This is a genomic window from Rhodococcus sp. 05-2255-1e (genome assembly GCF_002259025.1).
Classification (GTDB): Bacteria; Actinomycetota; Actinomycetes; order Mycobacteriales; family Mycobacteriaceae; genus Rhodococcoides; species Rhodococcoides fascians.
On sequence record NZ_NOZE01000010.1, the window covers coordinates 409,247 to 435,965 of the forward strand.

22 protein-coding genes are annotated in these 26,719 nt (G+C 63.7%); 11 read left to right on the forward strand and 11 right to left on the reverse strand.

Features of this window, described 5'->3' with window-relative positions; all coding sequences use genetic code 11:
* Window positions 1–10 precede the first annotated feature (10 nt).
* Window positions 11–1,807 carry an acyl-CoA dehydrogenase gene (locus CH262_RS09775; RefSeq protein WP_094717489.1) on the reverse strand — a complete coding sequence of 599 codons (1,797 nt, stop codon included), beginning with the start codon at window positions 1,805–1,807 and terminating at the stop codon, window positions 11–13.
* 332 nt (window positions 1,808–2,139) lie between these two features.
* On the opposite strand from CH262_RS09775, the gene car reads away from it, so the two are divergent.
* Window positions 2,140–5,685 carry a carboxylic acid reductase gene (gene car, locus CH262_RS09780; protein ID WP_094717490.1) on the forward strand — a complete coding sequence of 1,182 codons (3,546 nt, stop codon included), beginning with the start codon at window positions 2,140–2,142 and terminating at the stop codon, window positions 5,683–5,685.
* Window positions 5,686–5,726: 41 nt separating this feature from the next.
* On the opposite strand, the gene CH262_RS09785 is transcribed toward car, so the two are convergent.
* Genes CH262_RS09785 through CH262_RS09800 form a run of 4 tightly spaced genes read right to left on the reverse strand, consistent with a single transcriptional unit; the run spans window position 5,727 to window position 10,599 of the window.
* Window positions 5,727–7,316, reverse strand: coding sequence for a hypothetical protein (locus CH262_RS09785; protein ID WP_032387399.1), 1,590 nt, complete (start codon window positions 7,314–7,316; stop codon window positions 5,727–5,729).
* Window positions 7,317–7,324: 8 nt separating this feature from the next.
* Complete coding sequence (locus CH262_RS09790; RefSeq protein ID WP_094717491.1) at window positions 7,325–8,038, reverse strand: cysteine hydrolase family protein; 714 nt, start codon at window positions 8,036–8,038, stop codon at window positions 7,325–7,327.
* Window positions 8,035–9,867 carry an allophanate hydrolase gene (gene atzF / locus CH262_RS09795; RefSeq protein WP_094717492.1) on the reverse strand — a complete coding sequence of 611 codons (1,833 nt, stop codon included), beginning with the start codon at window positions 9,865–9,867 and terminating at the stop codon, window positions 8,035–8,037. The genes CH262_RS09790 and atzF overlap by 4 nt, the downstream gene beginning before the upstream one ends.
* Before the next feature lie 57 nt (window positions 9,868–9,924).
* Window positions 9,925–10,599: a GntR family transcriptional regulator gene (locus CH262_RS09800; protein WP_032387397.1), complete on the reverse strand. Its 675-nt coding sequence runs from the start codon at window positions 10,597–10,599 to the stop codon at window positions 9,925–9,927.
* Between the two features lie 102 nt (window positions 10,600–10,701).
* Between CH262_RS09800 and CH262_RS09805 the strand changes: the two genes are divergently transcribed.
* Window positions 10,702–10,998 carry a DUF503 domain-containing protein gene (locus CH262_RS09805; RefSeq protein WP_027497180.1) on the forward strand — a complete coding sequence of 99 codons (297 nt, stop codon included), beginning with the start codon at window positions 10,702–10,704 and terminating at the stop codon, window positions 10,996–10,998.
* Window positions 10,999–11,039: 41 nt separating this feature from the next.
* Here CH262_RS09805 and CH262_RS09810 read toward each other — a convergent pair whose 3' ends face one another.
* A complete protein-coding gene (locus CH262_RS09810) occupies window positions 11,040–11,603 on the reverse strand; it encodes a dihydrofolate reductase family protein (RefSeq protein WP_094717493.1) in 564 nt (187 codons plus the stop codon).
* 102 nt (window positions 11,604–11,705) lie between these two features.
* On the opposite strand from CH262_RS09810, the gene CH262_RS09815 reads away from it, so the two are divergent.
* The 4 genes from CH262_RS09815 to CH262_RS09830 all read left to right on the forward strand — a co-directional run bounded on the left by CH262_RS09815 (window position 11,706) and on the right by CH262_RS09830 (window position 13,300).
* Window positions 11,706–12,008, forward strand: a complete 303-nt coding sequence (locus tag CH262_RS09815) for a hypothetical protein (RefSeq protein ID WP_032370584.1) — start codon at window positions 11,706–11,708, stop codon at window positions 12,006–12,008.
* Window positions 12,009–12,056: 48 nt separating this feature from the next.
* Window positions 12,057–12,485 (forward strand): hypothetical protein, encoded by a 429-nt coding sequence (locus tag CH262_RS09820; protein ID WP_094717494.1) that lies wholly within the window; start codon window positions 12,057–12,059, stop codon window positions 12,483–12,485.
* Window positions 12,482–12,793, forward strand: a complete 312-nt coding sequence (locus tag CH262_RS09825) for a transcriptional regulator (RefSeq protein ID WP_094717495.1) — start codon at window positions 12,482–12,484, stop codon at window positions 12,791–12,793. The genes CH262_RS09820 and CH262_RS09825 overlap by 4 nt, the downstream gene beginning before the upstream one ends.
* A gap of 87 nt (window positions 12,794–12,880) precedes the next feature.
* Complete coding sequence (locus CH262_RS09830) at window positions 12,881–13,300, forward strand: VOC family protein (protein WP_057474944.1); 420 nt, start codon at window positions 12,881–12,883, stop codon at window positions 13,298–13,300.
* Window positions 13,301–13,324: 24 nt separating this feature from the next.
* Here the strand turns inward: CH262_RS09830 and CH262_RS09835 are convergent, their stop codons facing one another.
* The 4 genes from CH262_RS09835 to CH262_RS09850 all read right to left on the reverse strand — a co-directional run bounded on the left by CH262_RS09835 (window position 13,325) and on the right by CH262_RS09850 (window position 18,199).
* Window positions 13,325–14,596, reverse strand: coding sequence for an MFS transporter (locus CH262_RS09835; RefSeq protein ID WP_094717540.1), 1,272 nt, complete (start codon window positions 14,594–14,596; stop codon window positions 13,325–13,327).
* A 13-nt stretch (window positions 14,597–14,609) separates the two neighbouring features.
* Complete coding sequence (locus CH262_RS09840) at window positions 14,610–15,242, reverse strand: GyrI-like domain-containing protein (RefSeq protein WP_094717541.1); 633 nt, start codon at window positions 15,240–15,242, stop codon at window positions 14,610–14,612.
* Between the two features lie 107 nt (window positions 15,243–15,349).
* Window positions 15,350–16,894, reverse strand: a complete 1,545-nt coding sequence (locus CH262_RS09845) for an alanine/glycine:cation symporter family protein (RefSeq protein ID WP_032370587.1) — start codon at window positions 16,892–16,894, stop codon at window positions 15,350–15,352.
* Window positions 16,895–16,981: 87 nt separating this feature from the next.
* A complete protein-coding gene (locus tag CH262_RS09850; protein ID WP_256988748.1) occupies window positions 16,982–18,199 on the reverse strand; it encodes an EAL domain-containing protein in 1,218 nt (405 codons plus the stop codon).
* Window positions 18,200–18,368: 169 nt separating this feature from the next.
* Here CH262_RS09850 and CH262_RS28345 point away from each other — a divergent pair, with 169 nt between their 5' ends.
* The 4 genes from CH262_RS28345 (at window position 18,369) to CH262_RS09870 (ending at window position 24,373) form a co-directional block, all read left to right on the forward strand.
* Window positions 18,369–19,694, forward strand: a complete 1,326-nt coding sequence (locus tag CH262_RS28345) for a serine/threonine-protein kinase (protein WP_094717497.1) — start codon at window positions 18,369–18,371, stop codon at window positions 19,692–19,694.
* A gap of 31 nt (window positions 19,695–19,725) precedes the next feature.
* The gene (locus CH262_RS09860; RefSeq protein ID WP_094717498.1) at window positions 19,726–21,069 is read left to right on the forward strand and encodes a flavin monoamine oxidase family protein; all 1,344 of its coding nucleotides are present in this window, start codon (window positions 19,726–19,728) and stop codon (window positions 21,067–21,069) included.
* A 157-nt stretch (window positions 21,070–21,226) separates the two neighbouring features.
* A complete protein-coding gene (locus CH262_RS09865) occupies window positions 21,227–23,290 on the forward strand; it encodes an AMP-binding protein (RefSeq protein WP_032387390.1) in 2,064 nt (687 codons plus the stop codon).
* A gap of 414 nt (window positions 23,291–23,704) precedes the next feature.
* Entirely contained in the window at window positions 23,705–24,373 is a 669-nt protein-coding gene (locus CH262_RS09870) for a response regulator (RefSeq protein ID WP_032387389.1), read from the forward strand.
* Between the two features lie 7 nt (window positions 24,374–24,380).
* On the opposite strand, the gene CH262_RS09875 is transcribed toward CH262_RS09870, so the two are convergent.
* On the reverse strand, window positions 24,381–24,749 hold the full coding sequence (locus CH262_RS09875) for a LytR/AlgR family response regulator transcription factor (RefSeq protein ID WP_230073651.1): 369 nt from the start codon (window positions 24,747–24,749) through the stop codon (window positions 24,381–24,383).
* 75 nt (window positions 24,750–24,824) lie between these two features.
* On the opposite strand from CH262_RS09875, the gene CH262_RS09880 reads away from it, so the two are divergent.
* A complete protein-coding gene (locus CH262_RS09880; RefSeq protein ID WP_094717500.1) occupies window positions 24,825–26,645 on the forward strand; it encodes a sensor histidine kinase in 1,821 nt (606 codons plus the stop codon).
* The last annotated feature ends 74 nt before the right edge of the window (window positions 26,646–26,719 follow it).

Consider the following 26,719-nt stretch of genomic DNA (forward strand, 5'->3'; position numbering starts at 1 on the left):
TGTCTCGTGCTCAGAACCAGGCGGGTGACATATCGAGGGTCGTGCGATCGAGAAGCGCCAGCAGATCGAGTTGTGCATCGACCTTCGGTAGCTCGTAGACGAAGAAGTACCGTGCAGCACAGCGCTTTCCGTCGTAGAAGTCTCCGATTCGGTCTCCCACGGCAAGCAGCTGCTCGAGCCACATCCACGCGATGACCGTGTGGCCCATTGCCTCGAGGTAGGCCGTGGAATTCGCCAACGCCACGGCGGCGTCACCGGTACCCCAGACTGCGGCGGTGACCTCGACGATCCTCGAGAACCTGTTGTTCAGCTCGGTGCCGTACTGCTCGGCCGCTCCCCCGTGAGTCGATGCTCGCGTCACGGTCTCGGCGATTCGCTCGGAGAGCAGCGCCAACCCGGCACCGTTCTGCATGACGACCTTGCGGCCGAGTAGGTCCAGGCCCTGAATGCCGTGTGTACCTTCGTGAATGGGGTTGAGCCGGTTGTCGCGGTAGTGCTGTTCCACGTCGTAGTCGCGGGTGTAGCCGTAACCCCCGTGCACCTGAATGGCAAGGCTGTTGGCCTCGAGACACCACTGCGAGGGCCAACTCTTGGCGATCGGTGTCAGTACGTCGAGCAACAGTGTCGATCGAGCTGCGTCGGCGGCGTCCGATGCCGAATCCTGGTGGTCCACCAAACGCGAGCAGTAGAGCCCGAGGGCCAATGCCCCCTCGACATACGACTTCTGCGCCAGCAACATTCGGCGCACGTCGGCGTGCTCGATCAATGCGACCGGAGGCGCGGCCGGATCCTTGGCTCCCAGTGGCCGTCCCTGGGTGCGCGTCTTCGCGTACTCGACGGACTTCAGGTAGCCGACGTAGCCGAGTGCGATCGCCAGGAATCCGACGCCGATCCGGGCCTCGTTCATCATGTGGAACATGTACGACAGACCACGGTTCTCCTCCGCGACGAGATAGCCGACTGCCCCGGCTTTCCCACCGGGAGAATGGGTTCCGTCGCCGAACGCGAGCAGGGTGTTGGTGGTACCGCGGTTGCCCATCTTGTGATTGAGCCCGGTCAGCACGATGTCGTTACGTTCGGCGATGCCGCCCTCACCGTTCGGCAGGAACTTGGGAACGATGAACAGCGAGATCCCTTTGACGCCGGGAGGTCCACCCGGCGTCTTCGCCAGAACCAGGTGCACGATGTTCTCGGTCAGTTCGTGATCTCCACCGGAGATCCACATCTTGGTTCCGGTGAGCCGGTAGCTGCCGTCGTCCTGCGGCACAGCCTTCGTGGTGATGTCCGCCAGCGACGACCCGGCCTGCGGTTCGGACAAGCACATGGTGCCGAACCAACGCCCGTCGATCATGGGCCGCACGTAGTCGCGCACCTGCTCGGGAGTGCCGTAGGTGGCGATCAGATTGGCGTTGGCCATCGTCAGGAACGGATACGAGGACGTTCCAGCATTTGCAGCCTGGAAGAACGCCATGGCAGCACGAGAGACGGTGGCGGGCAACTGCATACCGCCGATCGATTCGTCGAACTGCCCGGCGATCAACCCCGCGTCGCGGTACACGTCGAGAGCGGCCTTGACCTCGGGGATCAGCTCCACCGAACCGTCCCTGTTCATGGTGGGCTCGTGTGCATCGGCCTTCTTGTTGTGCGGGGCGAAATGCTTGTGGGCGATGTCTGCGCTCAGGTCCAGTACCGCATCGAACGTTTCGCGCGAGTGTTCCGCAAAACGTGGCCGCTCCGTCAACGCAACCACATCGAGCCATTCGTACAACAGAAAATCCAGGTCGCGGCGTGAGAGAACGTCCGACATTTCGCTGCTCCGATCGAGAGGGGTGACGCGTGAGCCGACGGCGTGAGCTCTACGAGGGAGCGGCAACCGCGTCGCACGTGACGTGCAACTCACCATACAAGTCGAGTTCGGTCGTCCACATCGAGTACCTACGCCGCCCGGATACGCGACGGTTGCCCGGCGTAGCAGTACGCGAGAAAGGTTGAAACACAGACATTTCCGGCCAACTGGACTATGAGCAGCGTCACGATTACCTACTCGGCCACGGGCATATACTTACCTTTGATAACGATATTCGACGTACGAGCACGATGATCCGGCGTCGTCCGGTGCATCGTGGAGGGGAGCGAAGCATGACCCGAACAATTGCCATGAAAAGCACAGGGGCCGTCGACAGCGAACACGATCGAGACATCCGCCAACGAGACCGTTTCCAGCATCTGCACGACAGCGATCCGGAGTTCCGGGCTGCCGAGCCGGATCGGTCGGTTGCCGACGCGGCTCGTGAACTGGCACCCAACCTCGCTCGCGTGGTTGCCGAGATCATGACCAGGTACGCCGACCGCCCCGCCCTGGGACGCCGCGCGCGCATGATCGAGGACACCGAAGGCAGCACTACCGCTCGCTTGCTCCCCCGATTCGACACGGTGACCTACGGGCAGGCCTGGGCCGACGCGGGAGCCTTGGCGTCCGCCCTCGGTCACGACGACGGCGGCATCGCTGCAGGCGACTTCGTGGCCACGCTCGGTTTCGCCGGCATCGACTACGTGATCACCGAACTGGCCACCATCCGTGTGGGCGCAGTCGCAGTTCCACTGCAGGCCGGAGCCACCGCGGGTCAACTGAGGGCCATCGTCGACGAGGTCGAGCCGGTGGTCCTGGCCTCCGACGTGGACAACCTCGCCGTCGCGATGGAGGTCGCCGGTCACTGCCGGTCGATCCGCACAGTGGTCGTACTCGACTACGACGACCGAATCGATGCCGACACCCGCGCGCTGACATCCGCGCGCGAGGGCGTCCACGGGTCCGGCATTGCTGTTCGACCGCTCACCGAACTGGTGGACGAGGGTTCCCGACTCCCCCAGGTGCCGTTGTTCGACGTCGAGGATCCCGAGCGCCTCGCCGCACTGATCTACACCTCCGGCAGCACCGGTACTCCCAAAGGGGCGATGCATACCGAGCAGATCGTGTCCGGTGCGTGGACCGGGGCCTGGCATCGGACGGGTGCCTCGTCCGAGGGTGTCGACGAGCCGGCTTTTCCCGTCATCACTCTCGACTACCTACCGATGAGCCACCTTGCGGGCCGCGGGCTCGTTTTCTCGACTCTGGCGGCGGGCGGCACGGTTCATTTCGCCGGCTCCAGCGACCTGTCCACGTTGTTCGAGGACTTCGCTCTCGCGCGCCCTACGCTGGCGTTGTTGATTCCGCGGGTGTGCGAGATGATTCGCCACACCGTGCTCGCCGAAATCGATCGTGCGGTCGACGGTACCGATGCGGGCGAACACGAGCAGATTTCGCGAGGCGTGCTCGAGCGCGTGCGGTCCGAGCAGTTCGGTGGACGAATCCTGGCTGCAATGGTGGGCACCGCACCCATCGCCGCCGAGGTCAAGGATTTCGTGACCGACTTGCTCGACGTTCGGGTGCGCGACAATTACGGTTCGACCGAAGCCGGAATGGTACTTCTCGACGGGATCGTCGCCCGGCCACCGGTTCTCGAATACAAGTTGGACGACGTGCCCGAACTCGGCTATTTCTCCACCGACACTCCCCATCCACGTGGTGAGCTCCTGCTCAAGACGACGTCGATCATCCCCGGCTACTACAAGCGGCCCGATGTGACCGCAGACGTCTTCGATTCGGACGGGTTCTACCGCACCGGCGATGTCGTGGCCGAGCTGGAACCGGACCGGCTCGCATACGTGGATCGTCGCAAGAACGTATTGAAGTTGGCCCAGGGCGAATTCGTCGCGTTGGCGCGCCTCGAAGCGGTGTTCGGTACGAGCGAGCTGGTGGACCAGATCTTCCTGTACGGCAACAGCCAGCGGTCGTATCTGTTGGCGATCGTCGTTCCTGCCCACGCGAACTCGACTGCGGGCGCGATCATGGAGTCGTTACAGCGGATCGCTCGCACGGAGTCGCTGAATTCGTACGAGATACCTCGCGAGGTCGTGCTCGAACGCGAGCCCTTCACTCAGGACAACGGTCTGCTGTCGGGTGCCGGAAAGCAGTTGCGTCCCAAACTCGTCGAGCGGTACGGCGACGAACTCGAGCGTCGCTACGCAGAACTCGAATCGGGGCAGACCGATCGACTGCGTGAGCTCCGGCGTTCCGGTGCCCAGGCACCCGTGCTCGCCACGGTCGGGGACGCCGCCCAGGCTCTGCTCGGCTGTTCGGGCGCGGACATCCGGCCCGATGCCCACTTCACCGATCTCGGTGGTGACTCGTTGTCGGCGTTGACGTTTTCCACATTGCTGCGCGACATCTACGACGTCGACGTCCCGGTCGGGGTGATCACCGGACCCGCCATGGACCTGGCGGCTCTTGCCGACTACATCACGTCCGCAATCGACAACGATTCCGGCACAGCGACATTCGCGTCGGTTCACGGACGCGACGCTTCCGTCGCGCACGCATCGGATCTGACCCTGTCGGCATTTCTGGACGCCTCCCTGCTCGATGCCGCTCATCGAATTCCAGGCCCTCGGCCGGTAACGAACACCGTGCTGCTGACGGGAGCGAACGGCTACCTGGGCAGGTTTCTGTGCCTCGAATGGCTCGAGAAGATGGCAGCCGCCGGCGGAAGAGTCATCTGCCTGGTGCGCGGACGCTCCGATGCCGATGCCCGCGCTCGGCTCGACGCCGCCTTCGACAGCGGGGACGCGACGTTGTCCGATCGATACCGCGCCTTGGCCGACGCCGCACTCGACGTGATTGCAGGCGATCTGGGCACTCCCCGGTTCGGGTTGACCGACGATGTCTGGGAAGAGCTTTCCCGCCGCGTGGACCGCGTCGTGCACCCGGCAGCACTGGTCAATCACGCGCTGCCGTACGAGCACCTCTTCGGACCGAACGTCGTCGGAACGGCCGAGGTGATCCGGTTGGCCTTGACCGACCACATCAAGCCGGTGACCTACCTGTCGACGGTCGCGGTTGCCGTCGGTGTCGACGACTTCCACGAGAACGGTGACATTCGGGTGGACAGTCCGCAACGAGCAGTCGACGAGTCGTACGCCAACGGTTACGGAAACTCCAAGTGGGCGGGCGAAGTGTTGTTGCGCAACGCTTTCGACGAGTACTCGCTGCCCGTCTCGGTCTTCCGGTCCGACATGATCCTCGCCCACAGCAGATGGTCCGGTCAGCTGAACGTGCCCGACGTATTCACGCGGCTGATCCTGTCGGTGGTCACAACCGGGCTGGCACCGAGAAGCTTCTATGCCACCGACACCGGAGCGCCCACCGACGAGCAGGGCAGGCCACTGGCTCACTACGACGGATTGCCTGCGGACTTCAGTGCAGCGGCCATCACCTCGATCGCGGGCGACGACGTGGCAGGCTACCGAACCTTCGACATCTTGAACCCTCACGACGACGACATATCGCTGGATACGTTCGTCGATTGGCTACGTGACGCGGGCTGCACCATCGAGATCGTCGACGACTACGACGAATGGTTCGAAAGGTTCAGCGCGGCAGTTCAGGAACTACCGGAGAAACAACGGTCACACTCGTTGTTGCCGCTGATCCACTCCTACGCGCATCCCCAGCACCCGTCGTCGGGAGCAATCCTGCCGGCAGACGAATTCGCGTCGGCTGTCGGCGATATCCCACACCTCGGGCGAGAACTGATCGATAAGTATCTGGCCGATCTGGTAGCACTCGACCTGGTGAGCAAGCGGTAAACGATCTCCCGATGCGGGCGCTACGGCCCGCATCGGGATCGCTACTCCCCTGACTCGCCGACCGGTTGCGGCTCACCCGTCGTCTTCGGAGTGGGTGACAGCCGGGAGTACATCAGACAGACGAGACCGAAGAAGAAGTAGCCCAGTGCCACTTGCGGATTGGCGGCCCACGCCACCTCGTGTGAATGGATCAAGCCGACCCAGGACAGCGCCGCTGCCACCCCACTCGCGGCGGCAGCGGCGAGAAAACGCTTGTCGAGAACGAATGTGACGATGGTGCCCAGCATCAGCCCGGCCAGAACCGCGCCGGATCCGAACGTCTTCAGACCGTCGTACACGACGCCCGCCTGCCCCAGTGCCTCGCTCCCGACTTCCGTGGCCGACGTGCCTGCAGCGCTGAGCGCATTGTCGATCAGGCCCACCGCCCATTCCGCGAGGTTGGGTAGCAGCGCCACGACCACCGCGATGGCATGGAGCTTAGGAACGGATTGAAATGCCTGCGCACCGATCAGCAGGCCGATGTACAGCAGAATCGGGACGATCGCGGGTATCGGCAACAGCGTTGCCAGTAATCCGAAGAGCCCGAGAAAGCACATGAGGCCGATTGCGACGCCCGACGCGAGCGAATACCCGGTTCGTCCGCCCGCGTCCTTCCAGCCCGGATGGCCGATGTAGACCGCAGGCGGGAACGGCGATCCGAAGGCGGAGCCGACGATCGCCCCGAATCCGTCGGCGAGCAGCACACTGCGGAGGTTGTAGTTGTCGCCCGCGGCGGATGCGCTTTCGACGTTGCTCATCGCCTCGGTGAAGTTGTACACCCCCAATGGAATTGCGGTAGCAAGCAGCGGAGCCAGATTGCCGAGACCGTCGAGAAGCAGATCGAGGCGCAGATCGGGTAGACCGAGTGCAATGTTGCTCGCCGCCTCGGTCACGTCCGGCACGGACATGTACCCACCGATCCAGCCGATCGCCGTCCCCACCAACAGCGCGGCGAGACCGACCGGGATGTTGCCGGGCAGCTTCACGTCCGTGAAGAAGCCGATCAGAATTATGGCGAGAACGGGCAACCCGATCCAGGCCGCCTCCCACATCTGAGCGGCCGGACGCATCGCGATGAACGTGATGGAAATACCGGCGAGAGTGCCGAGCATCGCGGCGCGCGGGGTGATCCTGCGGATGTACGGCCCGACGAACGCGCCGATCATGACGATGATGCCGATCATGAACGCCCACGCCAACCCCGCCGCCCACGCCTGCACCGCATCACCTGTTGTGAGATAGACCGGCAGCATGACCACGAACACCACGATGAACATGTGTGGAACGCTCGGACCGTAGGGCAGCGCTGTCACATCGGTTCTGTTCTCGCGCTTGGCCAATCGGCGAGCGAGCACCATGTAGTACAGGTTTCCGAGAATCAGAGCGATCCCGAGCGCGGGGAGCAGAGTCCCGAGGACGTCGTCTCCGGGAATGCCGACCACTGCGATGCTGAGCGTGGTCAGCGTGAGCACGTTGACGAGAATGTTGAAGCCGAGTCCGAAGAACGCGTTGGTGTCGCCCTTCGTCCACCACGAGAGACCGAAGGAAGACGACGGGTCGGCAGCGGGTGAGTCTTTCACGTCCATGGTCATGTTCGGTCCTATCGAGTCGCCGAGGTGGAAACGAATGCGCCGAGCGCAGAAGCGACGTCCTGCGACGACGCGGTCCAACCGAAGATCCCGCCCTGAGCGGAGATCATGTCGAGGCCCACACGGTGGAACTCGGGGAAATACGAACCGACACAATCGGTCACCACGAGGCACTCGTACCCGCGATCGTTGGCTTCCCGAACGGTGGTGTGCACGCAGACCTCGGTCGTCACCCCGGCGACGAGCAACGTGGTGATTCCGGCGGCCACCAGGACCTCGGAGAGTTCGGTGGCGTAGAAAGCGCCTTTGCCCGGCTTGTCGATGACGGTCTCACCGACGATCGGAGTCAATTCGTCGATGATGTCGTGACCGTACTCACCTCGAATCAGTATGCGGCCGAACGCTCCTGGATCGCCGATGCGCTGTGCGGGGCTTCCGCGACGCAGCTTGGCCGGTGGACAGTCGGATAGGTCCGGTAGATGGCCCTCCCTTGTGTGGATCACCGGTATGCCCGCCTCTCGGGCTGCTGCGACGAGGCCGACGAGTGGTTCGACCACGCGTCGCAAGAGGCCGACGTCGTTGCCGAGGCTCTCTCCGAACCCTCCGGGCAGCAGAAAGTCCCGTTGCATGTCGATGACCAGCAGTGCCGTCGTCGCGGCGTCGATGGTGAACTCCGATGGCGAGGCGGGTGGAACGGTGGATCGGTTTCTGTACGACTGGGTCATGAAGTCTCCTGTGCTGCAATCGGACTGTGGTGCGTCGAAGCAATCGCCCGGGAATACGCGCGCCAGCCACCGAACTCGCTGATGTCGTCGACGGTGTGACGCTCAGCACCGGCCTGCACAGTCGCGTCGCAGACATAGCCGAGAACGTCGGAACCGTCGGCCAGTTGCACTCGTCCCAGTGCGAGCACAGCCGGCAGTCTGCCCGCGAGTACAGCCAGAGAGGCGACGGGCAGACGCCACCTCTCCACGTCTATTGCACTGCCGTCGAACGGAACTCGCAGCAGGCCGGGGGTCGGATCGGCGGTCCCGATCCGAAGTAGTGTGTAGGTCGGTGCCGTGGTGGTCGCTTCCACCAGAGATCCGCCCAATTCGAGCAACTGATAATTGGCCCGCTCCCCCGACAGATGGTGCCCGGCAACAGCGATGTCGATCGTGTCGTCGACAGATCGGTCGGGTATGCGTGCGGGCCCGGCGCTGCGTCCCTCGCCGAGCAACCTGGCCGCAACCGCGAGAACGGTGTCGTCCGACAGTGCCGGGCCGATCACCATGAGGCTGACCGGTCGACCGTCTTCGGTGAGCCCGGAGGGAACGGCCACGGCCGTCAGGTCGAGAAGGTTCCCGAAGTGGGTGTAATGGCCGAGCACGGTATTGCTGCGGATGGGATCGGCCAGCACTTCCGGGACGGTGAAGGTGGTGCCGATGGTCGGCACGATCATCACGTCCATCGACGTCCACAGTGTCGCTACTCGGGCCCGGAGCCGCTGCAGGGTCGCCAGCGCGCGAAATGCATCGACCGCACTGTACTGTCGCCCACCCTGCAAGATCTCGCGAACCACGGGCACGATCGAATTCGGCTTCTCGGTGAGGAACTCGTCGAATTCCACGAGTCGCTCGGCGACCCATGGACCTTGGTACAGCAACGAACCGGCATCGAGAAACGGTGTCAGATCGACTGTTGTGGTGCGTAATTCGAACTCGGGCAACGATTGTCGCGCGGCCGCATGCGCATCGGCCATTGCCCCGTCACCGAAGAAATCCAGCTGCTCGAGGTTCGGTAGTCCGACCGTGATCTCGTGGCCGTCGTATCGGTGCCCTCGCGGACGTGACCAGCCGTCGTCCGGGTCCTCACGACACATCACGTCGAAGACCAGATCGAGGTCCTCGACGGACGAGGCCATCAACGTGATGCAGTCCAGCGATTTGCACGCGGGCACGAGCCCGACGGTGCTGATCAGGCCACGCGAGGGTTTCCATCCGACAATTCCGTTGAGCGCGGCCGGTACTCGGCCGGATCCGGCGGTGTCGGTGGCCACGCAGAACGGCACCTGTCCCAGAGCGACCGCCACTGCAGATCCAGAACTCGAACCGCCCGAAATCATGTCGTTTCCGTATACGCTGCGCGGAATCGTGTGCGGTGTCCGAGTGCCGTTCAGGCCCGTCGCGAACTGATCGAGGCTGGTCTTGCCGACGAAAATTGCACCGGCGTCGAGCAACGCCTGAATTGCGGGTGCCGTCGTATCCGGCGTGTAGGCGTAGTCGGGACAGGCCAGGGTGGTCGGATACCCCGACACATCGATGCTGTCCTTGACTCCGAAAGGAATGCCGTACAGCGGAAGCGACCATGCCTCGGGCGACGCTTCGAGGGCTTCGGCCGCCGCGCGCAGTTCGTCACGGTCGACAACGGTGATCCACGTCCCGTCGTCGCCGCGCGACGCCACGGCGTCCGAGAAGTCTTCGACGACGTTCGAGGGAGTCGCTGCGCCGGTCCGGTACGCCTCCAACATCCGAGCGACGGACGGACCGAGGGCCGGGACGAGGTCTGAAGTCATACCGTCGATTGTCGACAGTTTCGTGTTTCTGCAGGTTGTCGACGTGTTTCGAGTCTGTTAGGAAATGCTCTCGAGATGCAGGTAGGTCAATTCGCCGTGTTGCTTCAGCGCAGCGAGCGCCACCCCTACGTCGTTGGATTCGATTGCTTCGAGCAACCATTCGTGACGCCGGATCCCATCCACCGGATTGGCGACTCGAGCTTCTTCCCTCAGATTACGAGCCATGGGCAGCTGCAGCTTCAGCAGGATCGGCGCGTATGCCAGATCCAGTTGACGGCTGCCGGCGAGCGCAACGATGGCCTCGTGGAAGCGACGATGGGCGTCGTCCTTTCCCAGCGTGTCCCCTCGGACATCGGCCTCGCGCATCTCGTCGAGAGCCGCGCGTACCGGAGCGAACACCTCGACGGACGGCGAAGTACAGGGCAGAGCGCGTCCGATCGCGTGACGCTCGAGGACTTGACGCAACTCGAACAGCTCGAGTATGTCTTCCGCCGACCACACGGTCACCCGAAACCCGCGGCGCGGAAGGTGTTCGACGAGACCTTGCTGAGCCAACAGCCGTAGCGCTTCTCGCACCGGTGCCCGGCTGATGCCGAGGCGCGCGCACAGGGTTTCTTCGACCACTCGCGAGCCAGGTTCCAGAGCACCGCTGAGTACCTCGGATCGCACCTGACGGGTCGCCATTTCGACAAGGCTGGGCGGTAAGGGTCCCGGTCCCGTCGGTGCGGCCATGACGTCAGTCTACGAACACGACCGCCGAACAGCGCGCTACCGCTCCGCTGCAGAAGAAATTCAGCGCGCCTGGGGCCGCGACGGCAGTACAGTCGTAACCCTATGTGGATCGGATGGATAGAACTGGATTTCTTGTTGGGCGACGTGCACTCACTGAAGGAGAAGCGCTCGGTGATTCGGCCCGTGATCTCGGAGCTGCATCGAAAATTCGCGGTGTCGGTCGCCGAAACCGACCATCGCGACCTGCACAGACGGGCCGAAATCGGAGCGTCGGTGGTAGCCGGCGACCTCGACCACGTGACCGACATCCTCGACCGGGTCGAGCGGATGGCGGCGTCCCGACCGGAGCTTCACCTCGTAGCCGTTCGGCGGCGCACCCTGAAGAGCGACGACATCTGAAGCGCGCGCTGTCGACGAATCCGGGTCATCGACAGTTACGGTCATCGACGGACGTCGAACACCTGCTTCTGGATGCCGTTGCCGTACACCTCGTGCTCCACCAGATCCAGGTGAGTCGTGGCCTTGTCGCTGGAGCTGAACAGCCGCTTGCCCGCGCCGAGCAGCATCGGGAAGACCAACAGGTGGTAGCAGTCGACGAGACCGGCATCGGCGAGGCTGCGACCCAGCGTTGCGCTACCGTGCACCGAGATCGGCCCGCCTTCGGTCTCCCGGAGTTCGGCGACGTCGTCGATGCTGCGCAGAATGGTTGCCGGCCAACGGTCGTCGCTGCGCTCCAATGTCGTCGACACCACGTATCTGGGCATCGAGTTGTATCCGGCGAAATCGTCCATCGTGGGCCACACGGGAGCGAACGCCTCGTAGGAGGTACGCCCCAGCAGCATGGCCGTGGCCTCGTCCTGCTCGCGACCCTTGATCTCGTACGCCGCGGGATCGAACTCGATGTCCTTGAACGTCCACCCCGCGTTGCGGTAGCCGACTTCCCCACCCGGCCCCTCCATGACGCCGTCGAGCGAAACGAACGCGGTCACGATCACGGTGCGCATGGCAATCCTCGGTTCGGTGTGAGGCAGAAGCGGAACAGGTGCCGGAATCGTAAACCACGCGTCGAACCGACGACAGGCAGTGTCGGGTGGCAAGGTGGTCTCATGGCCGAGCAAGTGGAACGCACCGAAGACGGTCACTATGTCGTCATCAAAGGTCGGCGGTGGCGCGCGACCGATCCCGACATTCCCGAGGATCGCAACGCCGAATTGCGCTCGATCCTCATGGCGTGGCGCAGAGACGTCAAACGCACCTCCGGTGCCACGGAGTCTCGCGCGGGCGTTCAGGCCGCCAAAGTCGCTCTGGGAGAACGAGGTACGCCGTGGTGGGAACAGTCGCCGGACGAGCGACGGGCCCGCTGGGAGGCCGAGGTGCCACGGCCGACCGATACCGATCTCGAGAACTGACCACACAATTCGTTGCCATATCGGAAACTATCCAATATGGTTTCCGATATGGAAAGCATCGATAAGCCCACCTCGTCCGAAGCTCGAACGACCCTCGACGACATCGACCGAGTGCAACGCGCCGTGCGCGACACTCCGTGGCCGGTCTGGTTGTACGCCGTCAACGCAGTGCTCATCGGGGCGTTGGCACTCACGCCGCTGCTCACCGACTCCCACCGCACTGTCGCCCTGCTGATTCTGGCCGCGGCCATTGTGGCAACGAACGTGATTACCGGGTACCGAATGGGCACACCGTGGGCGCTGCCTACCAGCCGTGGATTTCTGGCGTCGGTCGCACTGTCCGTTGCTTTCGTGGTGGTGGCACTGGCATTCGCGCAGCCATCCCTGCCGAGCTGGGCGCTGGTGCTCCTCGCTACAGCAGCGACGGCGACCTACTCGTTCGGTTCGATCGATCACTACCGGAGCACACACCGATGACGGTCGATCTGGATCCGATCATTCATCCGGCGAACCGGCTGCGGATCTGCGCGCTGCTGGCGGCAGGTACGACGCTCGAGCTCGCCGTCGTGAAGGAACACAGTGGATTGAGCGCATCGGCGCTGAGCAAGCAGGTGGCGGCCCTGGTCGACGCCGGCTACGTGGACCAGCAGAGATCACGCACCGACTCGCGGCGGATGTGGCTGTCGCTGACGAGGGAGGGTAAAACCGCCTACCGCCGCCATGTGGCTGCCCTCCGCGCCATTCTCGCCGAGGCCGACTCGAGCCCATCCGAGCCTGGGCGGTGAGTTCTCCCCCAGCTCCGTGTCTACTTTTTCGACGGTTGAAGTCGATGCAGCCCGCACCGGTCGTTCGATTCGAGAAGGAGTCCCGCCATGCCCACACTCAGTCCGTACCTGTCGTTCCGTGACAATGCGCGCACCGCTATGGAGTTCTACAGCACGGTCTTCGGTGGCGAGCTCACGCTGACCACGTTCGGCGAGGGCCTGGCCACCGACGATCCATCCGAGAAGAACCTGATCATGCACGGCCAGTTGACAACTCCCAGCGGATTCACACTGATGGGGGCCGACACCCCGTCGTCGATGGAACACACACCCGGAAACACGATGAGCGTCTCGCTCTTCGGTACCGAGCACGAGGAATTGACGGGCTACTGGAACGCGCTGGCCGTCGACGCACAATTCACGATGGGTCTCGACGCAGCACCGTGGGGTGACACATTCGGCATGCTCACCGACAAGTTCGGTGTGCAGTGGATGGTGAACATCTCCGGCTCGGTCGCCGAAAGCTGAGCGACGGAGGAGCAGTGGGCGCCTTCAGTGGCTGCGCGATTCGACAGAGATGACCTCGTGCAGCCCGACGGGCCCCCAGCCCCTGTCGAGCGCCACGATCAGCACCGCGCAACCGACCGCGGACAGCACCAGTGCGGAACCGAACAACGCGGTGTAACCGAACACGTCGCCGATCACGCCCGCCGTAAGTCCGGACGCACCCTGCGCAAAGACGATTGCGCAGGCCATCAGTGTGTAATCGCTTCCTGCATAACGTTTTTCCGATGCGTCCATCATCAGTGCGAAAACGGCAACGGTGGCAGCGCCGCCCAGCACGTGTTCGGTGACGTTGGCCGCGACCAGGAGCGGAAACCCGCCGATGCCGAACGATGCCACTACATACAACGCAAGACTGAGGGTTTGGGCGATTCCGCCGACCAGCAGAGCCTGACGACGTCCGAAGCGAAATGACAACCACGCGCCGAGCGCAGCGCCTCCGAGCGCTGCCACCGACGACAGGCCGCCCTCGACCAGGGCGATCTGAGTCAAGGTCAGTCCGTTATCCGAGAGGAACGGGCCGACCAGCGCCGAGCCCATCGAGTTTCCGAATTTGAAGCCGACGATGAGAAGGATGAACGCGACCATGCCAGGCCTGCGCAATCGGGACCACCAGGCCACAGCGAGTCGCGCTGGGCCCTCGGACTCGGGCTGCCGGTCGGTGTCCACGTCTGCCGCGGCCAGTTGCTTGTTCATGAACCAGACCGGGGCCGTCGCCAACAGGATCAGCAATGCCATCGCAACGAAGAGCACCTGCCATCCGGCAAAGGTGAACAGCCACAACAGCACTCCCCCGCCGCACACCATACCTACCCGGTACGCGCCCACTTGCAGACCGTTACCCAGGCCGCGTTGCGACACCGTCAACGTGCGGACCGCTATCCCATCCGTTGCGATGTCCTGGGTGGCCGACAGCGCGTTGATGACAAAGATTCCGACGAACAGCCAGCGCAACGTCGACGACAGATCGAGAAAAGACAGTGCGAGCGCCACCAGCGCGGCGGACACCTGTAGGGACAGAAGCCACCGCCGCCTCGACCCGTAACGATCGACGTACGGTGCCCACAGAAATTTCAGCGCCCACGGCAGAAACAACACCCCGGTTGCACTGATTTTCACCAACGAGAAACCCGACTCTCGGAGGACGACGGGCAGGGCCTGCGTGAAGAAGCCGAACGGCAGCCCCTGAGCGAAGTACAGGGCTCCGAGCAACGTGAGGGTGCCGACGGTGAACGACGCCGGACGCACCGCATTGGTCATGCCGGTCATCGTGTCAGAGCGAGGCCTCGTCCGCCGAGTACCGCACCGGTTGCCGAAGAATGGTGCGCAGCTTCGCCGGTTCGACCCGTCGTGGGTCACTGAGGTAGATCTCGTGATGACGGCCGGTCATCGTCAGCCCGGCCTGCGGGATGTAGTGGTGGTGCATCTCGTCGAGCACAGCGGCCTCGTCGTCGTAGGAACCGATGTGCAGCGTTTGCACGCACAGGCCCTCGTCGAGGGTGTCGAGGCGCATTCCGTCACGTCGGTCCGAACGGTTCTCGGATGCGTCGACCCGTACGGCGTGCTCGAACATCGTGTGGTCGATCCAGTCGGGCACCATGATCATCACAGTCCAGAGCCAGTTCGACTTGTCCCGGCGCGTGGTGAAGGCCGCCATGTCCGGCGCCCACCACAAGGCTTCGAGCGGTGGGACGACGTAGTCGCGCTCCAGGTCGTTCTTACTGATGAATTTCAGCCGATACGCAACGGGGAACAGGGTGGATACAGCATCGGCATATTCCGGCGCGGTGTTCGGATCCCCGTGGCCGTCGATCATCAAGTATTTCGTCGGTGGCACGGTCAGAACTCGAAACACGTTGCGCCGTGCCGAATACGAGTCGAGGGTCTTCTTGAAATCCGTCTTCATGCCCTCACCTCCTGCCGACTGCGCGTCAGTGTACCGACCACTCCGGGCTGGGGTGCCGTGGTGAACGCTGCCCTGTTCGGAAGCAGTTGGTCGGTCGACCGACACTGTCACAGCTCGGCGTCGACTGCCTTCGATTCGCCCCGACGCACTGCCATGTAGTCGGACAGTTCCCGTTTGACGACCGGCAGCAGCAAGTAGAGGCCCGAGATGTTGACCAACGCCAGAAGGAACAGCGTGGCGTCGGCGAAGTCGAGCACCGAGCCGAGCGACAGTACGGTGCCGATGACGGTGAAGGTGCAGAACATGAGGTTGAAGAAATTACGCGACAACCGGCTGCGACCGAACAACGATGTCCAGGCCTGTAGTCCGTAGTACGCCCAGGTGATCGCCGTGGACAACGCGAACAGTGCCACAGCGAGAGTGAGTACGTACGGGAACCACGGCAGGACGGTCTCGAAGGCGTCGGAGGTGAGCGTGACGCCGCCCGCCGGCAACTCACCGGTTTCGGCAACTATGGCGCGCTGGTCCTGCCAGGACACAGTATTGGCGATCACGATGGTCAGGGCCGTCGCCGTGCAGATGACCACAGTGTCGATGAAGGGCTCGAGCATTGCCACGAATCCTTCGGTGACCGGATGCCTGGTCTTGACGGCCGAGTGAGCAATCGACGCCGATCCCAACCCTGCCTCGTTGGAGAAGGCCGCGCGCTGGAACCCGATGATCATCACTCCGAGTACTCCGCCTGCCACGCCCTCGGGTGAGAACGCGCCGTCGAAGATGGCACCGAACGCCGTCGGAACGGACCGGAAGTTCACGGCGATGACGACGCCGCACGCGACGACATAGACCAACGCCATGGAGGGAACGAGTTTTGCGGTGACGGCCGAAATGGACTTCATGCCGCCGATGATGACCAGGCCGATGATGAGTGCGATCACGAGTCCGAACACTGCCTTCGCACCGTCCGAACCGAGGAAGCCTTCGTCGCCACCGGTGACCGAGCGGACCTGCGCGTACGTCTGATTGGCCTGAAACATGTTGCCGCCACTGATGGCGAAGAACGTGATGATGACGGCGTAGAAGACAGCCATCACCTTCCCGACCTTCGCAAGACCTCGCTCGGCGAGTCCCTTGGTGAGGTACTTCATCGGCCCGCCCGAGACGGTGCCGTCCTCGTTGATATCCCGATATTTCACGCCGAGGGTGCACTCGACGAACTTCGAGGCCATTCCCAGCAGTCCGGCGAGGATCATCCATAAGGTCGCCCCTGGTCCACCCAGCGTGACTGCCACCGCCACACCTGCAATGTTCCCCAGTCCCACGGTTCCGGACACGGCGGCCGTGAGAGCCCGGAAGTGGCTGACTTCTCCTGGTGCATCGGCTTCGTCTTCTTTGCCGCTCACCAGGATCAGAGATCGCTTGATACCGCGGAACTGAATGAACTTGAACGTGACGGTGAAGACGACGGCACCCAGAATCAGCCACAGAACGATCAGTGGAACTGCGGCACCACCGATGTTCACGGTGAAGAACACGAAGCTGGAGACGGCGGCGGAGATCGGATCGAAAGCATTGTTGATCGCTGTCTCGATAGAACTGATCGTGCCTCCGTCCGCGGCCGAATAGTCGATGGCGAGACGGTGAAAACTCATGACGTCGAGTCAACATCATCCCGGGCACACGTCACGGTCTTTATCGAAAAACGGGCAAATATTTACATATTCTTGACTTGTAGTGGCTCATACACGGGTCCGAGCGGGCAATCGGCGGAGCAGAAGCGTCGCCGCATCGAGGACCATGTGTCGGTCGTAGGTCAGGCAGTAGTCGTACAACACGCTTCCGTCGTGGGCAGTTCCGCTCTCCACCGCGATGAGAGCAACGCTGGACATCGGTGCCACGATGACCATCGAGCGCTCCGACGCCAGTGGTTCGTCCTCGCCGACCGCAACGGTCCGAAACCGATGTTCACCCGGCATCGGCCGCGAGTCGAAGACGGCCAGGAGAGCCGTGCGCACAGCGAGGTCGTCGAACAACGCGACACGCTCGGCGGTCGTCCCGGCCGACGCGTTCGTCGTCGCCAATACGACGGTCGACGCACCGGTGCCGTAGACACTGCGAAGCAGACCGTTCTCGATGTCGTCGAGAAGCCGTGCGTCAGCGCGCCGACGGGTTCCGAATCGATGGACCAGACCGTACGGCGTCACGGCAACAGGGGCCCGGACGGTTATTGCCGGCTCCAACTCGAGTGTGTTGGCCGTACCGCCGGTGGCTCCGAAGGTGGGTAGACGAGTCGGGGCGCCGTACAGGTAGCCCTGGCCGAGAACCGCACCCATGTCGTGCGCAGTCGCTTCGTGCTGCTCCGTTTCGATTCCCTCGGCGAGCACCAGCGCACCGCTGCGTTCGGCCTCTGCGGCGACCGCGGACACCACGGACGCCGTGGCATAGCTCGAACGGCCCTGCACGAGCGACATATCCAGCTTGATCACGTCGGGCCGGAGCAGCGGAATCAGAGCCAGACTCGACGAGTCTGCACCCACATCGTCGAGCGCGACCCGCCATCCCAGGTCGCGGGCATGCTCTACCGCACGCAGCAGCCCGGCGGGGTCACCCATCAGATCTCGCTCGGTGATCTCGACGATGATCGACAACCGAGATGCCTCGGCCACCAGAGGCAGGCACTCTCTCGGAGGTGGCGCGTCCAGGGCGGTGGGTTCCGCGTTGACGAACAACGCGAGTCCTTCGGGGAAACCGGCCTCGACAGCCCCGCTCAGGGCGCTGAGTCTGCACCGCCAGTCGAACTCGGCCGACTCGCCTCGATCGGCCGCCTCGCGCAGCAGCTGCGGCGGCGAGATCGCCTGCGCGTCGCCGCAGGTCCGCACCAGGGCTTCGTAACCCACGACAGCTCGGCCGTCCAGCGCGACGATCGGCTGGTAGGTCGACGTGATATCGATCGTCATCGGCGAAAATTGCGCGTGCGAGGCGTCACGATGCACAGGCGGACCTCCCTCGGTACATCTCGACGGTCCCCACCCGGGGAACCATCATGCACGATGGTCGCCGGCCGCGCCTTCTTCCCTCGCCGACGGGCTATAGGGTTCTCGGAAGACCTCGAATCGGCGGTGAACAATGGTGGGTGCGAACTCCGACGATCACCTGTTCGCGGGCAGATATCGTCTGGGCAACGTCGTGGGGCGCGGCGGAATGGCAGACGTCGTTCGAGCCGACGACGACGTCCTCGGTAGGCCCGTTGCCGTGAAGATATTCCGTCAGGGTGAACCCGCACATACCGATGCACGGATCGATGCCGAGATCAGGACGCTCGCGTCGCTGTCGCATCCTGGCCTGGTGACGTTGTACGACGCGGGTACCGCCCCCGACACCGGCGGCATCCGAGTGCCGTTTCTCGTGATGGAGTTCGTCGACGGCCCCACTCTGAACGGCTACCGCGCAGGCCGCGCACTACCGGGCGCTCTCGTCGCCCGGATGGGACACGAGATTGCTCGAGCCCTTTCCTACATCCATCACCGCGGCGTGATCCACCGCGACATCAAACCGGCCAACATCCTGGTCGCCCGAGAGCCGGCGTCGAGCACGGGACACTGCGTGAAGCTCACCGATTTCGGTATCGCTCGCATCGTCGACGCGGACCGCCTCACCGAGCACGGCACCACCGTCGGCACCGCTCACTATCTCAGCCCGGAACAGGCGACGGGCACCTCTGCGGGGCCTGCAACCGACATCTACAGCCTCGGGTTGGTTCTCATCGAATGTCTCACCGGCGCAATGGTGTTCGACGGCAGCGCGGTAGCCGCAGCCGTGGCGCGCTTGCACCGCGACCCCGAGGTACCCGAGCAACTCGGGCCCCAGTGGCATTCGCTGCTGACGACGATGACGGCCAGACATCCCGAAAACAGGCCGACGGCGGACACCGTGGCCGACGCCTTACACAGTCTCTCCAGCGAACCGCCACCACCGCCGGCCACTGCGGTCCTGCCCGTCGCGAATGCGACAACGTTTGTCGCCGAACAGGATTCGGCCCCTCGGCAAACGGAGGGTTCACGGCGTCGCGGTCTTGTCCCTCTGGCTGCGGCCGCACTGTTCGTCGCCGTCGCGTCGGCAATTGCCTGGATGGCAACCGGAACAGGCGACGAGCCGATCGAGACATCGCCGTCCACATCGGTCACCGCTCCGACCAGCCCGGCACCCGTGACGACCGCATCCGAGTCCTCGATGCCGGTTGTCTCGAACCTCCCCCAGGACGTGCCCGCCCCCGCCGTCGAACAGGTGCCCGCCGAGCCGCCACAACCTGCGGCTCCACCGCGAAACGGGAACAACGGCAACGGTAATGCGGGCAATGGCAACTCCGGCAACGGAAGTCCAGGCAACAGCAACGGCAACGGCAATTCAGGCAACGGGAACTCCGGCAACGGCAACCCCGGCCGTGGGAACTGAGCATGTCGGCAACCAAGGGAACGGACAGAGCATGACGCACGTCGACACCGTGGTGGTGGGAGCCGGCATTTCCGGCCTCACCGCAGCACGCATTCTGCACCGTGCGGGTCACCGTGTGGTCGTTCTCGAAGCCCGCGACCGCATCGGCGGACGGGTGCACACCCTACGGACGGACGGACAGATTCTCGATGTCGGTGCGTCCTGGGTTCATGGAATCGACAACAATCCGCTGGCCGACGCAATACAGGCTTTCGGCATTCCGACCAACGAGTTCACGGTGGGGAGTTTTCAGCCGGACGGACGGCCCATCGCGTACTACTCACCGAACGGACGGCGTCTGAGCGAGGACGAGGTTGCGAGCTTCGCGTCGGACGTACACGTCGTCGACGAGCTGCTGGCGGCGACCATAGCGACATCGACCCTGGGCACGTCGTACGGGGATGCCGTGAACAGCACCGTGAAACGGCTCGCATGGGATCCTGATCGAATCGAACGGGTCCGGGAGTTCCTGGGTCACCGGGCCGAGGAACAGCTGGGTGTCGACCAGGGGATGCTCGATGCGCACGGGTTGGACGACGACGCGATCGAGGGTGACGAGGTCGTCTTCCCCGAGGGGTACGACCGGCTCGCGGTCTGTCTGGCCGACGGGCTGGATGTACGACTCGGCCATGAAGTGACACGCATCGCGTGGGGATCGAACAGCTCCTCCGTCGAGACTCTCACCGAGACGTTCTCGGCCGACCACATCGTGGTGACGGTTCCGATCGGCGTCCTGAAGTCACCGACCTTGCTTATCGAACCGCCGTTTCCGCATCCGGTGTCGACTGCGCTGGACGGACTCCAGATGAACGCGTTCGAGAAGGTGTTCCTACAGTTCCCGCATGCATTCTGGGACGAGGACGTCTACGCGATTCGGCAGCAAGGGGAGGCCGGGCGTTGGTGGCACTCGTGGTACGACGTGACCGTGCCGCAGGGGTTGCCCACGCTGCTCACGTTTGCGGCGGGGCCGTGTGCACAGACGATCCGGCAGTGGTCCGACGCACGTATTGCCGAGTCGGTGCTCGACGCGCTTCGTAGCCTCTACGGCGAACGCGTGATCTCCCCGCAGCGGGTGCATGTCACGCGATGGCAGGACGACCCGTTCTCCCGCGGCGCTTACTCGTACCCGGCAGTCGGCTCGCGACCGAGCGACCACGATGATCTGTCGACCCCGGTCGGCGGAGTTCTACACCTGGCCGGCGAGGCAACGTGGACGGACGATCCGTCGACGGTGACCGCGGCATTCCTGTCGGGACACCGAGCTGCGGAGCGAATCCTGGCCCGCACGGTTCCGTTCGACGAGCTCTGGGGCGGCGGCGAACTTCGTCCCAATTAGACGGAGATTCGCGTTTCCTTCCCGAAACCGCGCACCGGGATTACTATGACGACTTCATCCAGGCGGATGACCCGTTACCGATGTGCGCTGCCATTCTTCTGGTCGGTGCCGATGTGGCAGCGGCGCTGTTCGACACGGCAAGGCACAGGGGTGGACCATGGTTTCCGACGTCATCGACTGCAGCACAGTCTTCGCACACGACGTCGAGCAAGTGTGCGGGGTGCTCAGTGCGGTCGAACTGTACCCGCGATATTTCCCCGGGCTCGGGTACTGCCTTCTCAGCGAGTCGGCGAACCGCTACACGTGCGGCGTCGGTGGGGTCGAACACGCACTCGAAGTCGTGGTGAACAGACGTAACCGGCCGATCATCACCGTCGAGCACGTCGAATCCGGCGGTTTCATCAGATTCACCCTCAGCGCGCGTTCACCGAGCGAGACCAAAATCGATGTGACGATCTTCAGAGCCGGCCTGGCCGGAACCTACTCGCCGCAACCCGAACACAATCGGGCAGTGGTCGACTGGGTCATGGGTGGCCTGAACAGGTTGGCCGAGTCCCTCTCCGGCGCAACGACATCGATCGTGTCGAACGCCGGCGATTCCCGGTCGCTACAGCTTGCGGTCCTCAAAACGATGATCGGTACCGGCGTCGTTCGTGCCGCGCGCCCTGATCGCGCATACCGGCAGCTGAACTCGCTGGCGAAATGGGGCTTCACCCTCGGCGGTGGCTTCGCGGCCGCCGCCGCCAAGTCACCGGACGAAATTGCCGTGATCGACGATCGCGGTACTCGCACGTTCGCAGAGATCCACCTGCGATCGCATCGGATAGCAGCAGGGTTCGCCGCATCCGGAATTCGCCCGGGAAGCACGGTAGGAGTTCTGGCCCGCAATCACACTGCCATGATCGAATGCGTCGTCGCCTGCGGCATGCTCGGTGTCGAGGTCGTCCTTCTCAACACCGGCCTCGCGGCCCGCCAGATCGAGACCATCTCGAGTCGTCACCAGTTGCAAGCGCTGTTCGTCGACGACGAATTCGACAAGATGGTTCGCTACCTCCCCAACGACGTCCTCCGCGTCAGCTTGTCGGCTCATACCGTCGTCGCGGGCCGTCGCACCCTGGAGCATTTCGTCGCGGCTCCGTCCGCCACGTTCGACAGACCGCAACGGCCCGGATCCGTTGTCGTGCTGACCTCGGGCACCAGCGGGTCTCCCAAAGGTGCACTTCGCCCGACCCCACGCGGCTTCGGGACCGTCGCGGCCATGTTGTCCCGCATGCCACTTCGTATGAACGAGCGCATGCTGATCGCTGCGCCGATGTTCCACAGTTGGGGGCTGGCGGCGTTGCAGATCAGTACACCGCTGCGGGCAACCGTGGTTCTGCAGGATCGATTCGATCCGGAAGAGTGCTTGCGGGCAATCCAGACTCATCGGTGCACGTCGCTGATCGCCGTCCCGATCATGTTGCAGCGCATACTCGATCTACCCGAGTCGGTGCGATCACGCTACGACACGTCCAGCTTGAAAGTCGTCGCGTGCAGCGGTTCGGCGTTGACGGGGTCGACGGTCTCGCGGTTCATGGATGCCTTCGGAGATGTTCTGTACAATTTCTACGGTTCCACCGAGGTCTCGTGGGCGACCATCGCCACACCGCAGGATCTGCGTGCAGCTCCCACTACCGCGGGTCGGCCGCCGCTCGGCACGACCATCGCCGTACTCGACGCCGACGGCGCAGTGGTTCCGACCGGCACTCTGGGCCGGATATTCGTAGGTAACGACATGCTCTTCGACGGCTACACGAACGCCGAGCCTCCGTCGACTGCTTCGGCTCGCGGTGCAGCACTCATGGATACCGGCGACCTCGGGTACATCGATTGCAACGGGCGGCTCTTCGTGTGCGGGCGGGACGACGAGATGATCATCTCCGGCGGCGAGAACGTGTTTCCCGGGCCGGTGGAGGACGCCATCGCCAACCTTCCTCAGGTCGGCGAGGTAGCGGTGGTCGGCGTACCCGACAACGAGTACGGTCAGCGCCTCGCGGCGTTCGTCGTCGGTCGGGGTGCTGCAGGCCTCGACGCAGATATGGTGCGGGCCTACATCCGAAATCGACTGAGCCGGTTCTCGGTGCCGCGAGACATCACGTTCCTCGAAGAACTCCCCCGAACCGCGACCGGCAAAGTGATCAAGAGGATGCTGATCGAACCTCCCACGGCCGCCGGTATGTAAGCCGGCACGTCGACTTCCTCACCCCCCGCCTTCCGACTCCACCCCGAGAACTCTCAGTTGTTTGACTGTTCAGAATCTGAGACTATTTGGGGAGGAAGCGACACCCGTTCTGCGGGTAAGGGACGGAAGGGACGGAATGGCGATGTCGAGGTCATCGGATGAACCCCGTCAGGCTCGCGCCGCCCAGCCCGGGGATGCGTCGTCGTCCTTCCTGCAGTTGTTTTTCGAGGCAACCCGTGAGAACGGCCTCTCCCCCGGGCCGAGTCCGAACCGTGGAATCCACGACGACCGATCGAGCGACTGAAGAATCGCGAAACCGAGTCGACACTCGAAGCGCGCAATAGAGTCGAATGACTGATGACAGCTCACGACGCCGCAGCCGATACTTCGAACCCGACGGGTTCGAGGAGCGTGATGTCCCAGATACGAGTAGTCATCGCCGATGACGACGTGTTGCTGCGAGAAGGCCTGGCCAGTCTGCTCACCCAGGCGGGCCTCGATGTCGTGGGCCGGGCCGGTGACGCCGAGGAGTTACTGGCGTTGCTCGAGAAAGATCCACCGGACCTGGCGATCATCGACATCAGGATGCCGCCGACCTACACCGCCGAGGGGCTCGACGCGGCTGTGAAGATCCGCGACCGTTTCCCCGACGTCTCCCTGCTGCTCCTGTCTGCTCACGTCGAAGTGGATCACGCACTCGAACTGCTCGACAGCGCGAACAACACCGCCAAGGGTATGGGTTACCTGCTCAAGAGCCGTGTGACCGACATCGCCGACTTCGTCTCGACGATAGATCGGATCGCGGCAGGATCGTCGGTCATCGATCCTGCGCTTGTCTACGAACTGGTTGCGGCCAAGCGCCGAGGTGATCCCCTCGGCGCGTTGAGTTCTCGCGAACGGGACGTCTTGACCTTGATGGCCGAAGGGCTCTCCAACGCGGGCATAGGCAGACGGCTGTGGATCACCGAAGGAACCGTCGAGAAGCACGTCCGAAGCATCCTGACCAAGTTGGACCTGTCGGAAACGGCCGACGATCACCGTCGTGTGCGAGCGGTGATCCTGTATCTGGACACCATCGGGTGACCCGCCGTCAGGTGCCCAGCAGGGCTTCGATCGCGTTCGCCGACAGCTCGAATTTCGACAGGAAACCCAGGGCAGAACTGTTGTTCACCAGGTCTGCGAAGTCCTCCTCGTCGTGTGTCGACACGAGAATGACGGCAGGCGGAGGCGTCAGATCCTGGGCGTCGATCGCTTCGACCACGTCGAACCCACTGTCGGCACCCAAGTCGATATCGACCAGCACGAGATCGGGGTGGGTGGACAGCACTGCATCGATCGCCGAGGCGAGTGAGGTCGCCGTGCCGACCACCGACATCCCTGCCGATTCCAACAGTCGGCGTGCAGCGACACAGAAAGCGTCGCTGTCGTCGACGATCAGGCACTGCAGGCGGGAGGGCATCACTCTGTCGAGAATGTCAGAGACGGCTCGGGTCGGCATTACCGCTAGCGGTAATTCGAGCAGTCGGATGTGCCGATGACGTCGGACACCGCCCTCCGCGACCGGCTCGTCACTGTGATACTCCGGCCGAGTGCGCCGCCGGTCGCCTGCGGAATCGCAGTGGCCGCAGCCGCCATCGCCGTCGAGATACTCGTTGTGCTGACGCTCAAACGGGTGTCTCCCGAGAATGCTTTCGGTGCGATATTCCTGTTCGGAGTGCTGATCGTGTCTGCGGGGTGGGGCTTTCGTCTGTCGATCGCGACATCGGTCGCCAGTGCCGGCGCGTACGCCTACATCCATGTACTCGAAAGCAGTGAGAGCCTCGTCCCTGCACTGATCGTGTTTCTGGCACTGGCGCTTCTGACCAACGTGCTGGTTGGCCAATCACGTTTGCGCGCAACCGAATCCGATCAACGTCGACGAGAAGCAGATATGTTGGCGGCGTTCGCCAAGACCATCTTGCGCTCGGACCACACCCCGACGATGCTCGATGTTGCCAGCACCCGCCTGGCTGCGGTCCTCGACCTGCCCTTCGCGGTGTTGAAGCAAGGGAATGCCGACGCGTCCGTGGGGCAGGAGAAAATCCTGCTTCGGGACGGGGACGTCGTCACCGCGTCGCTGCTGGTTCCCGCCGATCTCGATAGCGTCGATGCCCGCCGTATCCGCCGTGTCGTGCCTTCGTTGGAGGCTCTTCTTGCCGCCGCCCGCGACCGTCACGACATGCACCTCCATACCGTCGCGCTGGCACGCCAGCAAGCGTCACTTCGGAAGGTCGCAACACTGGTGGCGCTGCGGGCCGATCCGGATGACGTGTACCTCGCAGTCGCACACGAACTCACCGTCGGGTTGCACAACGAACATGTTTCTGTGATCCGCTACGGCGACGGGTTTTACACGATTCTGGCGATCCGCGACGACTCCGCCGGTGAGCGCGTGCAAGCCGGTGACCGACTGCCGATCGGTGGGCAGAACGTGGCCACGATCGTCGCCGACACCGGCCGCGCCGCTGCCGTCGACTTCACCGAAGCGACCGGCGGTATCGCTGAGCGACTGGAGGGCAGGGGTATTCGCTGGGTCGAAGGTGTACCGATCACTGTCGACGGCAATACCTGGGGTGCCGTCATCATCGGCACGACAGCTACGCAGTATGCGGCCGGCGGTGAGACCCGAGATCGACTGGCCGACTTCGCCGACCTCGTTGCCACTGCGGTCTACAACCACGACACACGAGTTCAGCTGACGCGGTCCCGGTCCCGCGTGGTCGCCGCAGCCGACCAAGCCCGCCGAGGTATCGAGCGTGACCTGCACGACGGTGCCCAACAGCGAATCGTCTCTCTCGGAATGGAATTGCGCGGCGCCCAAGCCGCTGCCCCGGAGAACCTGACCGAGCTCCGCGCGATGTTGGACCGCAGCGTCGAGACGCTGTCGCAGGTGCACACCGACCTCCGCGAACTCAGTCGCGGCATCCATCCCGCAATCCTCTCGCGCGGAGGACTCGCACCGGCACTCAAGACGTTGGCCAGACGCAGTCCGATTCCCGTTGCCCTCACCGCCGACATTTCCTCCCGGATGGACGAATCGGTGGAAGTGGCTGCGTACTACGTGGTCGCCGAGGCTCTGACGAACACGGCCAAATATGCCGAGGCCACCGAAGTCGACATCACCGCGCACCTGACCGAGGACAGCTTGGAACTGACCGTGACCGACAACGGCCGCGGAGGTGCCGATCCGAGCACAGGGTCGGGTTTGATCGGATTACAGGATCGGGTGGCCGCAGTTGGCGGCGAACTGACCATCGCCAGCCCACCCGGGGGTGGCACGACACTGTCGGTCCACATCGGTCTGTCTACCGGCTAGCAGGTAGCGGCGCCACCGGAATCTCCTCCCCCGCGTTGGATGGCAGCGGCGACGCTTTCGACCCGGGAACGGAC

Coding starts and splice junctions, on each gene's coding strand:
- CH262_RS09775 (WP_094717489.1), bottom strand. CDS start 1,807: ATGTCGGACGTTCTCTCACGCCGCGACCTGGATTTTCTGTTGTACGAA.
- car (WP_094717490.1), top strand. CDS start 2,140: ATGACCCGAACAATTGCCATGAAAAGCACAGGGGCCGTCGACAGCGAA.
- CH262_RS09785 (WP_032387399.1), bottom strand. CDS start 7,316: ATGACCATGGACGTGAAAGACTCACCCGCTGCCGACCCGTCGTCTTCC.
- CH262_RS09790 (WP_094717491.1), bottom strand. CDS start 8,038: ATGACCCAGTCGTACAGAAACCGATCCACCGTTCCACCCGCCTCGCCA.
- atzF (WP_094717492.1), bottom strand. CDS start 9,867: ATGACTTCAGACCTCGTCCCGGCCCTCGGTCCGTCCGTCGCTCGGATG.
- CH262_RS09800 (WP_032387397.1), bottom strand. CDS start 10,599: ATGGCCGCACCGACGGGACCGGGACCCTTACCGCCCAGCCTTGTCGAA.
- CH262_RS09805 (WP_027497180.1), top strand. CDS start 10,702: ATGTGGATCGGATGGATAGAACTGGATTTCTTGTTGGGCGACGTGCAC.
- CH262_RS09810 (WP_094717493.1), bottom strand. CDS start 11,603: ATGCGCACCGTGATCGTGACCGCGTTCGTTTCGCTCGACGGCGTCATG.
- CH262_RS09815 (WP_032370584.1), top strand. CDS start 11,706: ATGGCCGAGCAAGTGGAACGCACCGAAGACGGTCACTATGTCGTCATC.
- CH262_RS09820 (WP_094717494.1), top strand. CDS start 12,057: ATGGAAAGCATCGATAAGCCCACCTCGTCCGAAGCTCGAACGACCCTC.
- CH262_RS09825 (WP_094717495.1), top strand. CDS start 12,482: ATGACGGTCGATCTGGATCCGATCATTCATCCGGCGAACCGGCTGCGG.
- CH262_RS09830 (WP_057474944.1), top strand. CDS start 12,881: ATGCCCACACTCAGTCCGTACCTGTCGTTCCGTGACAATGCGCGCACC.
- CH262_RS09835 (WP_094717540.1), bottom strand. CDS start 14,596: ATGACCAATGCGGTGCGTCCGGCGTCGTTCACCGTCGGCACCCTCACG.
- CH262_RS09840 (WP_094717541.1), bottom strand. CDS start 15,242: ATGAAGACGGATTTCAAGAAGACCCTCGACTCGTATTCGGCACGGCGC.
- CH262_RS09845 (WP_032370587.1), bottom strand. CDS start 16,894: ATGAGTTTTCACCGTCTCGCCATCGACTATTCGGCCGCGGACGGAGGC.
- CH262_RS09850 (WP_256988748.1), bottom strand. CDS start 18,199: ATGACGATCGATATCACGTCGACCTACCAGCCGATCGTCGCGCTGGAC.
- CH262_RS28345 (WP_094717497.1), top strand. CDS start 18,369: ATGGTGGGTGCGAACTCCGACGATCACCTGTTCGCGGGCAGATATCGT.
- CH262_RS09860 (WP_094717498.1), top strand. CDS start 19,726: ATGACGCACGTCGACACCGTGGTGGTGGGAGCCGGCATTTCCGGCCTC.
- CH262_RS09865 (WP_032387390.1), top strand. CDS start 21,227: ATGGTTTCCGACGTCATCGACTGCAGCACAGTCTTCGCACACGACGTC.
- CH262_RS09870 (WP_032387389.1), top strand. CDS start 23,705: ATGTCCCAGATACGAGTAGTCATCGCCGATGACGACGTGTTGCTGCGA.
- CH262_RS09875 (WP_230073651.1), bottom strand. CDS start 24,749: ATGCCCTCCCGCCTGCAGTGCCTGATCGTCGACGACAGCGACGCTTTC.
- CH262_RS09880 (WP_094717500.1), top strand. CDS start 24,825: ATGACGTCGGACACCGCCCTCCGCGACCGGCTCGTCACTGTGATACTC.